General features: G+C 40.6%; 11 protein-coding genes. 8 read left to right on the top strand and 3 right to left on the bottom strand.

The window, feature by feature from the left end:
• Positions 1 to 7 precede the first annotated feature (7 nt).
• Positions 8 to 718 carry a hypothetical protein gene (locus QJ048_RS15745; RefSeq protein ID WP_282335355.1) on the bottom strand — a complete coding sequence of 237 codons (711 nt, stop codon included), beginning with the start codon at positions 716 to 718 and terminating at the stop codon, positions 8 to 10.
• 741 nt (positions 719 to 1,459) lie between these two features.
• Here QJ048_RS15745 and QJ048_RS15740 point away from each other — a divergent pair.
• Positions 1,460 to 3,982, top strand: coding sequence for a phosphocholine-specific phospholipase C (locus QJ048_RS15740; protein WP_282335354.1), 2,523 nt, complete (start codon positions 1,460 to 1,462; stop codon positions 3,980 to 3,982).
• A 409-nt stretch (positions 3,983 to 4,391) separates the two neighbouring features.
• On the opposite strand, the gene QJ048_RS15735 is transcribed toward QJ048_RS15740, so the two are convergent.
• Positions 4,392 to 5,504, bottom strand: coding sequence for a TIGR03364 family FAD-dependent oxidoreductase (locus QJ048_RS15735; RefSeq protein WP_282335353.1), 1,113 nt, complete (start codon positions 5,502 to 5,504; stop codon positions 4,392 to 4,394).
• Positions 5,505 to 5,768: 264 nt separating this feature from the next.
• Positions 5,769 to 6,344, bottom strand: coding sequence for a helix-turn-helix domain-containing protein (locus QJ048_RS15730; RefSeq protein ID WP_282335352.1), 576 nt, complete (start codon positions 6,342 to 6,344; stop codon positions 5,769 to 5,771).
• A gap of 255 nt (positions 6,345 to 6,599) precedes the next feature.
• Here QJ048_RS15730 and QJ048_RS15725 point away from each other — a divergent pair, with 255 nt between their 5' ends.
• The 7 genes from QJ048_RS15725 (at position 6,600) to QJ048_RS15695 (ending at position 15,489) form a co-directional block, all read left to right on the top strand.
• The gene (locus QJ048_RS15725) at positions 6,600 to 7,118 is read left to right on the top strand and encodes a DUF6886 family protein (RefSeq protein ID WP_282335351.1); all 519 of its coding nucleotides are present in this window, start codon (positions 6,600 to 6,602) and stop codon (positions 7,116 to 7,118) included.
• 73 nt (positions 7,119 to 7,191) lie between these two features.
• Positions 7,192 to 8,319, top strand: coding sequence for a helix-turn-helix domain-containing protein (locus tag QJ048_RS15720; protein ID WP_282335350.1), 1,128 nt, complete (start codon positions 7,192 to 7,194; stop codon positions 8,317 to 8,319).
• A 363-nt stretch (positions 8,320 to 8,682) separates the two neighbouring features.
• On the top strand, positions 8,683 to 12,045 hold the full coding sequence (locus QJ048_RS15715; protein ID WP_282335349.1) for a SusC/RagA family TonB-linked outer membrane protein: 3,363 nt from the start codon (positions 8,683 to 8,685) through the stop codon (positions 12,043 to 12,045).
• Between the two features lie 42 nt (positions 12,046 to 12,087).
• Positions 12,088 to 13,686, top strand: a complete 1,599-nt coding sequence (locus QJ048_RS15710) for a SusD/RagB family nutrient-binding outer membrane lipoprotein (protein ID WP_282335348.1) — start codon at positions 12,088 to 12,090, stop codon at positions 13,684 to 13,686.
• Between the two features lie 148 nt (positions 13,687 to 13,834).
• Positions 13,835 to 14,641 (top strand): tyrosine-protein phosphatase, encoded by an 807-nt coding sequence (locus QJ048_RS15705; protein WP_282335347.1) that lies wholly within the window; start codon positions 13,835 to 13,837, stop codon positions 14,639 to 14,641.
• Between the two features lie 37 nt (positions 14,642 to 14,678).
• Positions 14,679 to 15,128, top strand: a complete 450-nt coding sequence (locus QJ048_RS15700; protein ID WP_282335346.1) for a GNAT family N-acetyltransferase — start codon at positions 14,679 to 14,681, stop codon at positions 15,126 to 15,128.
• Between the two features lie 67 nt (positions 15,129 to 15,195).
• Positions 15,196 to 15,489, top strand: coding sequence for a hypothetical protein (locus tag QJ048_RS15695; RefSeq protein ID WP_282335345.1), 294 nt, complete (start codon positions 15,196 to 15,198; stop codon positions 15,487 to 15,489).
• The last annotated feature ends 180 nt before the right edge of the window (positions 15,490 to 15,669 follow it).

Raw genomic sequence — 15,669 nt, 5'->3', positions numbered from 1 at the left:
TCATTTCTCAAGGTCCAACTTTTACATCCTTAACGCTGTCAGTAGTAATCATTTTGGTAATGATTCTGGCATATGGTTTTCCATTGGCCGCGTTTATTCGCTTGATGTAGATATTTCCTATAGGATCCTCATTTGAGTAGATTGACCAGGATATCATTTTGTCTATTTGATCGTAAGCTAAACTCATGTTTTTAACCGATCGGATTTTGAATTGAACTGAGTCTGTCAATGCCGCCGTGAGCGCCTGATCACAAGTGATGATTTGCAATTCGCCCTGCGTTAAAAAATGAATTTGACCTTCATCCAGCAGCTTACCGTTTTTCAGGATATCAAGCCTGAATAAAAATGGAGTGCCGTTGATTGCCTTTGTTTCAAATAGTATCGCGTAGAATGTGTAGACAGGATTGGAATCTTTGTCGTAAATCGGAAAAAGACGTCTGTTGCTAGAAGGTGTCAGGTTGCTTGTATCATACAATCTAACCTCCTTGATTTTTAAGACAGAGAAAAAATACGCTGAACTGAGATTGATGATTTCGTTCTTCATGTTCAGCAATGTTGAATCAGGAATGTTGTGGATGTTAAATCTCCTCAAACTTTTAAAATGAAATTCTTCATAAGAAGCAAATAGTTTGTCATACAATAATACTTTGTCGCAGGGAGATTGCGCCTTTGCAAGTGTAGCAAGAATTGCAAGGGTTAAGATGAAGATAGCTCTCATAAGATTTTAAAAGTCGCGAAAATAGACACTGTAACCGGAGTTCAGTTGTTTGTTCGATGATATAACCTAAAAATAATATTGAGCTGTTATTTTGCTCAAAGGCATCAAGTATTCTCTTGACTGAGTTTTATGTACCCGAGAATATCGCAGATGAACAGTGCGATGCCTCCACAACCACCCAATGCAAAAAAAGCGAGTATTAAGTACTCAAAATCCATGTAATCAGTCAGGAAAAATTTTTTAGGATCATTGGAGTCATACGTCACCGACACTTGTTGGTAGAGATTTTTTTTGTATGATCTGACTTTGTTCAAATCGCTTGAAGCATACAAGGTGGGCGAATCCGCAATAGTCTCTCCTGTTTTGGTCGTAAATTCGATAACAGGTTTTTTGTATCCATCACTGTCCGAGCGGTATTCTATTATAGTGCCTGTAGTTTCGATGCCATTTTGTTTAATTGCTTAAAAAAAAGCCTGGCATGTATTGCCACATATAATAAAAGTGAACCGATAAGGAAAAAGCAGAATACCGGCTTGACAAACGCTGATATGCCAAAAGCTACCATAATAAGTACTGAATACTTTTTAATTTGGTGCATGGTTTTAATAGGGGTTGTTTAAGATAACAATACTATAAAAAAGAATCTATTGCAAGTGAATTTTTATTACATAGTTTTAAAGTGTGGATGATTAGTTGACAGTGAAGGGAAACATATTTGATGGCATTAACTATTTTTTGTTCATGGAAAATCGCAGAGAGTTTATAAAGAAAGCAGGCCTTCTGTCGGGTCTTATGGGTATGAATACTTTGATACCCGCCGCAGTGCAAAGAGCATTGGCAATAGAGGCCGCTCCCGGCACTACATGGAAAGATGCAGAACACGTTGTGATACTGATGCAGGAAAACAGATCGTTTGATCACACCTACGGTACGCTTCGCGGCGTGCGGGGATACAATGATCCCCGCGCTATCAGGCTTGCCAACAATAATCCCGTGTGGCTACAATCTAACAGTGCCGGTAATACGTACGCGCCTTTCAGACTTGATTTAAAAAATACAAAGGCGACATGGATGAGTTCGCTGCCGCATTCTTGGAACAACCAGATAAATGCCCGCAACGATGGTAAGTATGATCAATGGTTGAATGTAAAGAAAAATGGGATTAAAGAATATTCCGACATGCCTTTAACGCTGGGCTATTACACACGCGAAGACATTCCTTTCTATTACGCATTGGCAGACGGATTTACGGTGTGTGACCAACACTTTTGCTCATCACTTACGGGTACCAGCCCAAACAGGTTATACTTTTGGGCAGGCACGATAAGAGCTGAGCAAAATGAGGATTCAAGAGCGCTTGTATGGAACGATGATATGGATTTTGAAACACTAAACTTCCGCACATTTCCTGAGTTGCTGGAAGACAACAATGTGTCGTGGAAATTCTATCAGAATGAAGTAGCCGTCAATGTTGGATTTGAAGGACATGAAGAAGCATGGTTGTCCAATTTCGGCGATAATCCGTTGGAATATTTTTCGCAGTATAATGTCAAACTGCATGAAAAACATCTTGCGTATCTGAAAAAAGTGACAGATACTTTTCCAAAGCAAATCGCGGACCTGCAAACCCAACTTGCAAGTTTAAGTGCTGTTGATGTTGCAGCCAAAAAGTTGCAAAAAACTATCGAGAACAAACAGCGGACATTGAAACAATGTACGACAGAGCTCGAAGTAAAAAATCACGAGATGCTCGGTAAACTTTCTCCAAGAGAAAAAGCGCTTCAACAGAAGGCGTTTACGACCAATACGAATGATCCGCATTATCATTCACTCGAATCTGTAACATATAGTGACAATGGTGTTGAAAGAACGATGCAGGTTCCGAAAGGAGACTTGTTGTATCAATTCAGGGAAGATGTAAAGCGTGGCAACTTGCCGATGGTTTCATGGATCGCGGCACCGGAGCATTTATCAGATCATCCGTCATCTGCATGGTATGGTGCATGGTATGTTTCGGAGGTAATGGATATTCTAACACAAAATCCTGAAGTTTGGAAGAAGACAATTTTCATTCTTACTTACGATGAGAATGACGGCTACTTCGATCACGTGCCGCCGTTTGTAGCGCCGCATTCCGACAGACCTGAAACTGGAATGGCATCGAGAGGTATGGACACGAAAGTTGAATTTGTTACAAAGAAGCAATTAACTGCAAGGAATGGATTTCCCGAGCCAGCCAATCGCGAAAGTGCTATAGGATTGGGTTACAGAGTACCACTTGTAATAGCGTCGCCGTGGACAAGAGGTGGCTATGTGAACTCAGAAGTTTTCGATCATACTTCCACGATACAATTTCTAGAAAAATTTGTCAAAGCGAAAAGCGGAAAAGACATTCATGAAAGCAATATCAGCGATTGGAGAAGAACTGTTTGCGGTGATTTGACATCCGTCTTCAGACCTTCCAACACAAACGATTCGCCCGGTATTGATTACGTTGTAATGCGTCCATTTCTTGAACAGGTTTACAATGCACAATTTAAAAAACTGCCTGACAGTTTTAAATCGTTAACTGCAGAAGAAATTAAAGCAATTCAAAAAGATCCTCACGCTTCCGAATATATGCCTAAGCAGGAGAAGGGCGTAAAACCCGCTAGTGCATTAAATTACGAATTGTATGCAGATGGTTATTTAAATGCTGCAAGGGATGCGTTTGTTATGCAATTGAAGGCCGGTAACCAGGCGTTTGGTGCCGATGCGCTGGGCTCCCCATTCAATGTTTACAGACCCGGAAAAGATTTGCAGACATGGGCCTTTGCCGTTAAAGCTGCTGATCAATTGGAACGGAACTGGTCATTAAAAGATTTTGAAAATGGCAAATATCATTTGTGTGTATATGGGCCCAACGGATTCTTCAGGGAATTTAAAGGCTCCGCAAATGATCCCGCGATTGCTGTAGAATGTCGTTATGAAAAATCAGGCAATAAAAACAAGCTTACAGGAAACATTGCACTGATATTAAACAATACTTCTCAAACGCCTTATAAAATAAGGATCACAGACAATGCTTATAAAACGGCTGACATTGAAAAAACTGTACAGCCAAAAGGTAAGCTCATTTTACCCATCGAGTTATCCAAACAACACGGTTGGTATGATTTCTCTGTAACAGTTGAAGGTGATGAAATATTTGAAAAAAGATATGCAGGGAAAGTAGAGACTGGAGTAGCGGGTTTTACCGATCCGTTTATGGGAGGGGAGGTTTAGGGAATTGAAAATTGAAAGTTGAAAAAGAAGGAACGACCGCGTGAAAGACTCTAGCCGGGCAGGCAGATTTTTAGAAGATCCGACAAATCTTATGCAGGTCGTCATTGCGAGCCCCGGCATTTATCATTGTTTGATGCTTTTAAAACTTTATGCATTAAAACGAACGGGGCGAAGCAATCTTCTTGTCTGAGATTGCTTCGCCCCGCCTGTTGTTTGAGTATTTTGCTTTTTATCATTCAATAATTCATTCTCCACTGGGGCTCGCAATGACGCGCTGCCTTGTTTGCCCCATCTATCCATTCATCTACTTCTGGTCGAATCAAAAAAAATATGACGATCATGAAAAGCTGCCTGTCCGACTAGAATCATTCAGGCGGCCTTTCTATATTAATCTCACTTTCAATTTCAATTAAATCAACTCTTCCGCCAGGCCAAAAGAAAGTGTCATGCCTGCGCCACCTGTAGCATTTACAATGGTTACGCCATCTTCAGGGGAATGAACAAACTCTGTGGCCCCATTTGTCATCTTCGCATACTGACCGTTCCACGATTGAATGCGTTCCCATGATTTGAAGCGTGCAAATGTTTTAAGATAGTCAAGCACCCAAATATTAAGTTGCTCGCGATCGAATGGATCGTGGGCAAGGCCGTATTCATGCGTGTCTCCAACAGTAAGTGCCCCTTCTTCGTTTTGTGACACCATTACGTGAATGCCCCACTGAATGTATTCGGGAAATTCCGCTGCATATCTTTTTTTCAAAGCATCAAGCGATGGAGCAGACTTGAATGCAGAGTAGTGTGTAAGCGTTAATCCTCCGCACAAGGAAGGTCCAATGCGCCACTTGCCGGGCTGGGCAGCGAGTCGCATCATTTGCAATTTGCATTTGGTAATAGGTACTGACTGAAAAACTTCGGGATATAAGGTTTCAAAATCTGCGCCGCTGCACACAAATATTTTGTCAGCCTGCCATTCTTTATTACCTGCAAAAATTGTTGGATAGTTAATGCGGGTAATGGCGGTGTTCCAAAAGAATTCTACATTATATTTTTCTGCAAGATAGCTGGCGACCTGCGCCACTGCTTGTCTTGACTCGATGATGATCTCGCTTGAACTCCATAATGCCCCTTTCAATCCTTGCGGATTCACTGCTTCCGATTTGGCGATAGCCTCAGAGGCGTTGATCATTTCGCAATTGCGATAGAGCTTTGCAGTTGCTGTAAATTCTTCCATCACCTGCAATTCGTCAGCATGGTAAGCAAGATGCAATGAGCCGTTTTCATGGTGCCATATATCGGCTTCCTTGCACAGTTCGCGCCATATTTCACTTGAGCGTATTGCTCTTTCATACAGTTTACCCTCGGGCTGACCAATGGGCCACAACATTCCGAAGTTGCGGATAGACGCGCCAATCGCCATCTCATTGCGTTCAAATATTTTTACTGAATAACCCTTTAGGGAAAGAGCTCTTGCTGTAGCAAGGCCAACGATTCCGGCTCCTATAACGATTGCAGTTTGCTGCATATGGAGAGTTGATTTTGTGCAGCAATACTAAACGATTGGCTATAGAAAGTAAACTTTGGTGTATTAAACAATTAATAATTTCAATCAATTAAGAATTAAGAATTAAGAATTAAAAATTAAGAATTCTTTGTGCGGAGCATGTACTGTTAGAGCGGCTTTCAAAAATGATAAAGAAAAGCCTCATTCATATTTTGAAACGGCCTTCGATAACGAATTTTTCGACTGATGAATTCTTAATTCTTAATTGCGAATTCTTAATTAACGTTAGTCTTGTTTTTCAAAAAAGTACACCACCAACATCGTCGCAGTTGTTTTTCCAAGATTGAGTGGCGTGTGCATAAGCCGTCCATCAAACAACATGGAGTCGCCGGTTTCTACGATGATGTTTTCTTTTTCAAACTGGTATTCCACTTTTCCTGCGATTACATATTTATATTCAAAGGCTTCCGTTTGCACCATTGGTCTGTTGGCACCGGGTTGCAGTTCCAGCAATACAATATCAACCGTTGTGTTTTTTATATGCTTTGAAAAAATACGGTGGTAGTCGAAACCGATTGCTTGTTCCTTTTCAAAATGCTCGTATTCATTGCGACGCTTTATTAATACGGGTGCATCACGTTGTGGTGAAATGCTTTTGAAGAATGCGTTCATGTCAACATCCAGCGCTTTGATAATGTCTATCAGTACCATCAATGAGGGAATGGTGCGACTGTTTTCTATTTGTGAAATCAATCCTTTGGTTACTTGTGCGTTGTTGGCAAGTTCCTGAACAGTGATGCCTCTTTCTTTTCGCAACTCTTTAATACGCTGGCTAATGCTCAGTAAAATATCTTCTTTCATGTCGGTAAGTCTCTGTAAATATGATAGATAACGTAGTGCAAAGGAACATACAACAACGCTATTATCGAAATTTCAATGTTTTGTATGTGTAAACTTTTGCCTCGTTTTACTGCATAGAAGTTTATTTGAATTAAACAAAATGATTTGTAACGACTTGAAAGTTTAGCAGCGCTTAACTAATCGGTAATGCATTGTATACAATAACTTAACATTGGATATCTAGATTTGATAAGTTGAAGAAAACCAACGATCAAAATGCAACTGTTTCATGTGAGCGAGGAGGCTGGTATAAAGACTTTTAAGCCGCGTCCTTCGCCTTCTAAGTTGGACAGCATTACGGGAAACGTTGTGTTTGCGATCTCAGATACGATGCTGCATAATTACTTGTTGCCGAGGGATTGCCCGAGAGTATGTTTTTATAAAACAACAGAATCAACAAGTGAAGACGCAGAACGATTTTTAGGAAATACAACTGCATCATATGTAGTTGCAGTAGAATCGGGCTGGTGGAAAAAGATTAAAGAAACGTCTCTCTATTGTTACGAGTTTCCATCTGAAGATTTTGTACTGCTCGATATTTGTGCGGGCTATTATATTTCAAATAAAGAAACTGAACCTAAAGCAGTTGCTGCGATTGAAGATCCCGTGTCGGCGATAACAGAGCGCAATGTTGAGCTGCGGTTCGTGCCAGATCTTTGGACATTACATGATGCGGTCCTTCGGTACGCATTGAACTTTTCAATGATTAGGATGAGGAATGCGAAAAGCAGATGATTTGCTACTGCAACTATAGTTAACGGTCGGATAACATTGGATACCTAGTTTTGTCACACCCAACTACTGTTTCATGATTAGTGTAATTGTACTGATTTGTATTATCGTTCAAACTGCTATAAGCATTTACCTGCTTAATGTTAGCGGCGTAAAAGACGATTTTGATAAAAATATTTACAAATTGCTTTTCATTTTACTCTGCCACCTGAGTATAAAATGTTTTATCCTGGCGGTAATGAAAAATGAATTTTTGTATGGCAAGATTGCGAGTGGCTTTGGACTTTGCTATGGGCCTTTGCTGTATATAACTGCATTGTCGTTTACAGGAAAAAAGGTTTCTGCGAAACAATCTTCCATGCATTTTTTCCCCTTCTTATTATTCTCCATTTTTTATCTCTCGCTAATGATTGGGCGTTCATTAAACGTGGTAAGCCCGGAGTTTATTATTACTTACACAACTTATTATAAGTGGTTGGTGACAGCGTCATTGATAAGTTATCCGGTTGCGACAATCAGGCATTTGAATGTCCGTGGTGCAAGTTTGGATGCGAATAAGAAGTCATTGCTTAACAGTATAGCCTACATTTTAGCCTTTGGTATTTTGTTTGGCATCTTCCTTATTATCTTACATACATTCGAGCTGCGAAGTACTGATCTTGACATTCGTATAGCTCCATACATTTGTTTTGCACTCATTCCTATAGCCATATTGAAATATAAGCTCGCTCAGAGGTTTAGCGTAGCTGTGCCGGAAAAACAAGATACAGAGCCAGTTGTAGAAAAACAACCACAAGCTGAAGTCGCTGAAAAACTACCGGAAAAACGCTATCTTAAATCAGCGCTTGATGAAAAGATGATGGATGAGTACGAGGTGAAATTGATAAAGTATATGTTGCAAAGCAAAGTATATTTAGATACAGAACTTTCGCTCGACGACCTGGCACACAAAATAAAAATTCCTAAGCATCACATTACCCAACTTCTAAATGACAGGCTTCTCAAAAATTTCTACTCTTTTATAAATGAATATCGGATAGAAGAGGCTATGCAAAAACTCCGCGATCCCGATGTGGATGTAAACATGCTCTCACTTGCATTTGATTGTGGCTTCAATTCAAAATCGTCCTTCAACACTTACTTCAAAAAGATCACCGGAGTAACACCTTCCGCTTACAGAAAGAAAATGTTGGTTTGTGCTTAGCGCTAAAAGCTGAAATCCTGGCGCTTAACGCTAAATGCTAAACGCGGCTTCATGTGTGGCATTCCTAATTTAGAAGGGAACAGCTTGTTAGTTAATGCAGGTTTTTATAGCCGCGGCCAAGGCGTTTCGCGTGTTTCAGATACTCTTTCATGCCTTAACAATCCCTTAAAATTTCGATAACAATACGTAAATATTGCAATTGATTGATAAGTAATTGGTTGCGATTTTAAAATGTATTTCCCGCTCGGGAACTACAAAAATAGTACCGCCCACGTGGCACATTCGAGTACGGTTTGTATTCGTACAACATTTGTGTTACGATAGTCTTCACGACTTTTTTATCTCATAAAACACCCAATTAAAATGAAATCAAAATTGACTCGCTTGTACACTGTAAGCCTGTTGATGATCTCCGGCCTGCTGGTGAATGTTTGTGCATTCGCGCAAATAAGAACTGTATCGGGAAAAGTATTAGGTGAGAACGGAGCTCCTGTAAGTTCGGCTACTGTTAACGTAAAGGGAACGCAAATATCTGCCGTTGCCGACGAATACGGTATCTACCACATTAAAGTTCCGGCTGGTGACGCCACACTTGTATTTTCTTACGTGGGATACAATCCTTTCGAAGAAACAGTGGGTCAAACAAATGAACACAATATTACTCTTCACGAAAATAAAACGCAGTTGAACGAAATCGTTGTGACTGCTCTTGGCGTTAAAAAAGAGGCAAAAAGAATCGGCTACTCTACACAAGAAGTTAAGGGCGCTGACCTGGTGAAAGCCCGCGAACCAAACGCGATCAACTCTTTAACAGGTAAAGTTGCCGGTCTTACCGTTGGTGCATCAGCAGAGATGCTTGGCCGTCCGCAGGTTGTATTGCGCGGTAGTACAGATTTGTTATTTGTTGTCGATGGTGTACCGGTAAACTCAGATACATGGAACATGAGTGCAGATGATATCGAAAGCTATACCGTGTTGAAAGGCGCAAACGCCGCGGCATTGTATGGTTTCAGAGGACAGAACGGAGCCATTTTGGTGACTACAAAAAAAGGCAGTAAAGATAGAAGGGGATATACAGTAGAGTTTAATTCAAGCACCATGTTTGAAAAAGGTTACACAGCGTTGCCTAAAAATCAAACAGAATATGGTTATGGTAACAACTACAAGTATGCATATGGTAATGATCTGTATGATCTTGATGGTTCTTATCGCCGTTCAAACATCTGGGGCCCTCGCTTTGAAGGTCAGCCGGTAAAACAATATGACAGCCCGATTGATCCAACCTCAGGACAGCGCACAGGCACTCCATGGATCGCTCGCGGTGTGAATAATTTTGAAAACTTCATGGAGACAGGCTTGCTGTCAACCAATAACATCGCTGTATCTGCATCTGGTGATAAATATGATCTGCGTATGTCATATTCTCACACTTACCAAAAAGGGATGGCGCCAAACACAAAGTTGAACATCGATAACCTGAACATCAACGCTGGTTATAATTTTTCACAAAAATTGCGCATGGAAGCCAATCTTAACTTCAACGCACAATACACACCAAACATTCCCGATGTAAGCTATGGTCCAAACAGTTATCCTTACATGTTTAAAGTGTACGGTTCTGCAAGCTGGGCATCGGATGATATGAAAGATTACTGGAAAGGTCCAACCGGCAGACCAGGATTGGTACAGTATTACGCAGAGTATGGTCGTGAAAACAATCCTTACTTTGTTGCGCACGAATGGTTGCACGGTCACTACAAAACTGATGTGTACGGTTATCTGAAATTTACTTACAAGGTCAATAAAGATCTTAACATCAGCCTTCGTTCACAGGTGACTACCTGGAACCAGTTGCGCACAGAGAAAGTGCCGCCATCCACCAATCTGAACGCTTACTACAGCGGTTATTATTTTCAAAAAGTTGGTACGCTTTACAACATATGGAACGGAGACTATCGTGAAGATAACCGCATGTTGATTGAAAACAACACCGACCTGCTAGCGACCTACAACAAAAATCTTGGTAAAGGTTTTAACCTGACAGCAGTGGGCGGATCAAGCATCAGAACATTCAGATACAATTCTGACTGGCTTTCCACTTATCAGTTGAATTTTGCCAACGTATACAATTTGTCTAACTCCAAAAACCCCATCAAAGCTTATACATTCGGTTCAAACATGCAAGTGATAAGCGGTTACGCGTCTGTTGATCTTTGTTATAAAAATTATATCAACGTTTCTGCAACCGGCCGTGTAGATAAAACATCCACTTTGCCTGAAGGGCAGCAAACAATTTTCTATCCTTCAGTGGGTGTAAGCTCTGTTATATCTGACTACACAAAGCTTCCTGAAGCTATTTCCTTCCTGAAGATCCGTGGTTCTTACGCTGACGTAAAAGGTGGCTTGACAAACTCTACAATTGGTTCGTCTTACAACGCTTTAACAACATCTGTTGGAAACCCGCAAACGCTTAACAGTGGCTTGCTTGGATATGGATCAGAATTGTACACTTCATATGATGGTCCTTCATACACCAATCAGATGGCGTACAATGGCGCAAGCTACTACAACAACACGCAGGCCGTTACTTACTCAAATACGCTGGCAAACAAGAGCCTGCAGAGCTTCGATATCAAATCATACGAAACAGGTTTGGATATTAAATTCCTGAAAAACAGACTGGGACTCGATTTCACATACTTTAGAACAATCAACGGTCCTTTGATCTATCCTTTGCCCGTGGCCTCTTCTACAGGTTATTATTCGCACAACGTAAATGGTATTACTTCTCAAAAAGATGGTTTTGAAGTTGCATTAATCGGCAATCCCATCAGAACAAAAGATTTCTCATGGGATGTCATGGTGAACTGGTCAACTTATAAAGAAAAACTGAGAGACATTTATCAGAATGAGAAAACAGTAACGATCAACGATCACAACTACCACATTGGCGACAGATTGGATGCATTCTATGGTTACAAAGTTTTTCGCGCTCCTGATGGACAGCCGATCTATAACTCAAGTGGCTTGCTGCTTGAACCTAAAACTGGCACAGATAACAAGCAACTTCTTGGTTACGCAAACCCTGACTATGTGTTTGGTATCAATAACCGTTTTAACTACAAAAATTTCTCTTTCAGTTTTCAGTTTGATGGCCGTGTAGGTGGTAAAATATACGACTACGTATTTGCGCAGTCAATGAACTCTGGTAATGCACTTGATTTGGTACAAGGCGATTATGGCACTGCACGTTTGAACGAATGGAAAAGTACAAGCCTGAGCACTGTTGATGCAAAACCTGCCTACGTAGGTAAAGGTGTTGTTATTACTTCAGGTACACCAGTATATGAAAATGGCGCGATCACTAATTTGGATCAATTAAAGTTTGAAGCAAACAAAACTCCGGTAACTGTTCAGAACTATGTACAAAACAGCTTGTATGCAAAATTTGATGAGCCGTTTTTGATCAGTCGTTCTTATCTGAAATTAAGAGAGGTAGTGTTGGGTTATACTTTCCCGGCTGACAAGTTCCATGGCAAATTCCTGAAAGGTGCTTCCGTTTCACTGGTGGGAAGAAACCTGCTGTACTTCGCCGAGCGGAAGGACATTGATCTTGATCAGTATGCATCAGGATTCAACATCTCTGACAGATCGCTGAACAGCAAAACTGGTTTGCAATCAACAACAGCACGTCGTTTTGGATTTAATGTAAACTTATCCTTCTAGCAATTGAATAGAATTTTTAGAATCGATTTAAATAAAGTAGCAATGAAAAAGTTTCAATATATAGTCGCTTTTTTTGCGCTTGTCGTATCGATGAGTGCATGCCAGAAAGGCAACCTGGAAAACAATCCGAATGTAGCAAGTTCAAACTCATTAGTGTCGCCTTCGCTCATTCTCAACCGCACATTGTTTGGTGTGTACCAGGGCGGTGGCGTGGTAGATGCAAGAGCTAACAGCGTGTTTGAAGGCCCATGGGATCAAACAATGAGATGGAACCAGTACACTGTTTCTAACCTAAGTTATTATCGTGGAAACAACTCATACAACTGGGCAAATACAGCAACAGCTTATGACATGTTGAAGTATGTTTCAAAAATGGAAGCACAGGCTGCAACGCAGTTCGGTACAGCAAACAACGTATATGGCGCTCTGGGTAAATTCCTGCGTGCATATTGTTTTATCTGGCTTACGCAAAGAGTAGGAGATATTCCTATGACGCAGGCCGGTAATGAAAATAATCTTACTCCAGCGTATGATTTACAGCATGATGTTTACAAGAACAGTCTTGCGTTGCTGGATTCTGCGAACACTATGTTTGGTGGTTTGATTACCTCATCAAATGCCAACACAACTATTGATGGCGATATTTATGCTCTTACTGTATCGCAATGGCAAAAGGTTGTAAATACTTACAAATTACGTGTATTGATCAGTCTCAGCAAACGTGCGGACGATAATGCTGATCTGAACATTAAAACACAGTTTGCAACGATCCTCGGCAATCCAGCAAAGTATCCTGTAATGACAGGCAATACGGACAACCTGGCTTTTAAGTTCAACTCTTCATACAACCAGTATCCACGCACTCCGTCGGAGCCATACAACTTGTATGAAAATATCGGTAACACTTATTTGAACACTACAACAGCAACAAAAGATCCACGCACGTTTGTGATCGCAACACCTGCGCCTGCGCAACTTGCGGGTGGTAAAACAGTAAGTGATTTTACAGCTTATGTTGGTGCTGATATTTCGAAAGCACAATCTGACTTAAACGTAGCTTCTAACGCGGGAGCTTATTCTTTCGTAAACTACAAAAGATACTTTGCTTCACTAACAGGTCCTGAGCCATACATTATGATGGGTTATCCTGAGATGTGTTTCAACATTGCGGAAGCGATCAACAGAGGTTGGGTGACTGGTGCGGATGCTGCTACATGGTACAATAACGGTATCAATGCATCGCTTGGTTTTTATGGTTTGGCAGATGGTCAGACACTTACGATTGGTGATCTTGCAGGTAAAACATTAGGAACAGTTACTGTTAAATTCAGTGACTTTCTTACAAACCCTGCTGTTGTTTACAAAGGCAATAACAACGATGGTCTTACTCAAATTCTGAATCAGAAATATGTTGCGATGTTTGAAAACTCAGGCATTGAAGCATTCTATAATTTCAGAAGAACAGGTTTGCCGGTATTTGCACAGAATGGTCCTGGTATCAATGGTTCAGGCGTTATTCCTCGTCGCTGGCAGTATCCAACTGATGAGAAAGTATACAATGAAGCTAATTGTACCAGTGCAATTCAAAAGCAATTTGGCGGATCGGATGATCTGAACAAAGACATGTGGCTTACTAAATAATTTTAAAATTTGAAGATTTGAAGATTTGAAAATTATTAAAGTCAATCATTCTTTACCTATACCAGGCACCATGATGCTGCCGGCGTAGCATACAGTAATGATAAACTGAATGAATTTTCAAATTTTCAAAATCAAAAAGTCTAATTAAATGAAACGGATTTCCTTCTTATCATTAATCATATTCCCGCTTTTAACTTTTGCACAAATAGCGGATAGTTCTAAAAGAGAAGTGAAGCTGCAGGGTGCAATTAACTTTCGCGACATCGGTGGCTACACAACCAACGATGGTAAACACGTGAAGTGGGGAAAATTGTATCGTTCGGCTGCGCTGAATAAATTGTCTGAACAAGATCTGCAAACATTAGCGAAGCTGAGCATCAGTTACGATCTTGATTTCAGAGGTCCATATGAAGTAGCGACCGCTCCCGACCGCATTCCCACAACTACAAGAAGAATTTCTTTGCCCGCCGGAAGTGAAACCATTGGCGATTCTGCCAGCATGAGAAAGATGATGCAGGCAAATTCACTGACTGAATTTTACAGCGACCTTACACCGTTTACCGCGAGGTATAAACCAATGTTTGATCAAATGTTTGTTGTTGCCCCTGACAGTGCCCTGCTGTTTCATTGCAGCGCAGGTAAGGATAGAACAGGTATTGCTGCTGCCTTGATTCTCTATGCTTTAGGTGTAAACGAAGAAACGATCATGGCAGATTATACGGCTACAAATTATTACCGCCGCAGCGAAAATGAAAAGGCGATGCAAATGATGACCGCTGCTTATAAAATGCCGGAAGAAAGAGCAAAGAAGATGATGGCCGCAGATCCGGCTTATTTGCAAGCAACTTTCAATAGTATCAAAACAACATATGGCAGCATTGATAATTACCTTGCAAAAGAAATGGGCTTGACTAAGTCTAAGTTGAAGAAATTACAATCAATGTATGTTGAATAATGTGAGTTATCAAGACGGCGAGCGTAAAGCTAGTGCTGTGACAACATCTTTAAAGGACGGAGTTCGAATAAGAGCGGTGGAGGAAAAAGATTACGGGGCAGTTGTTGAATTGCTTGCGGAGCTTGACTATCCAGATAATTCTGTTGCCTCTTTTGCAAAACGGTATGCATCATATTCCGAACACGAAGGTATTGCCTTTGTATACGAAAAACACGACGAGGTTATTGGATTCATTGCCTTTGCACGATTTCCATTATTTCACTGTGACGGGTTTGCAGGAAGAATCACGGCGCTTTGCGTGAAGCAGAATCATCGTTCTGCCGGTATTGGCAGGGAGTTGATCCAATTCATAGAAGAGTTGGCCCGGAACACTGGGTGTGCTGTTTTGGAAGTAACCACGAAGCTTAGCAGACTGCAAACGCACAAGTTCTATTTGCAAAACGGTTTTATGGAAACTCACAAGAGATACAACAAAAAGAGTTGTTAGTTGTTAGGCTGATGTTTGCATATTGATGCCTTGCAACTAACAACTCAATAAAAATCTTGAACACTGCATGAACACCACATCTCAAAATTTGAAGCAACAAATTAATCTGCACAAACTGCGTTCGTTATTACAAAACATTGATCCAAGAATAAAAGAGAAAAAGATTGACAATGTGTTTATGTATAAGCTAAGCACGAAGATTATTTGTGTTTTTAACCAGTATCTTGACAGCACCTGCATTGCGTTTCCTGCAAGACAGTACGCAAAAAGCATGCAGCGCACATTTGATTTTTCCGAAAGAGATGCTGTTGATTGGAACCAGATCCGAGAGTTGGTTTTAATGCAATTGATTGAGCAATAAAAAGTAAAAGTAAAAAGTTAGGACATCTTATAATTTTCAACTTTCAACTTTCAATTCTCATTTCCCTCCGCTTAACTATTCCGTAATAAATCCTTAACGCTTCTGGGTGTTTACAAATAGTAAACAGTGTTTAGTTTTACAAAACACAACGTGCAGATTAACTACCACTACTATTGTACA

Origin of the sequence: Pinibacter soli, assembly GCF_029961145.1 — a bacterium.
Taxonomy (GTDB): domain Bacteria; phylum Bacteroidota; class Bacteroidia; order Chitinophagales; family Chitinophagaceae; genus Pinibacter; species Pinibacter soli.
Note: the sequence above shows the minus strand (reverse complement) of the source record. Positions and strands in the feature narration are given on the sequence as shown.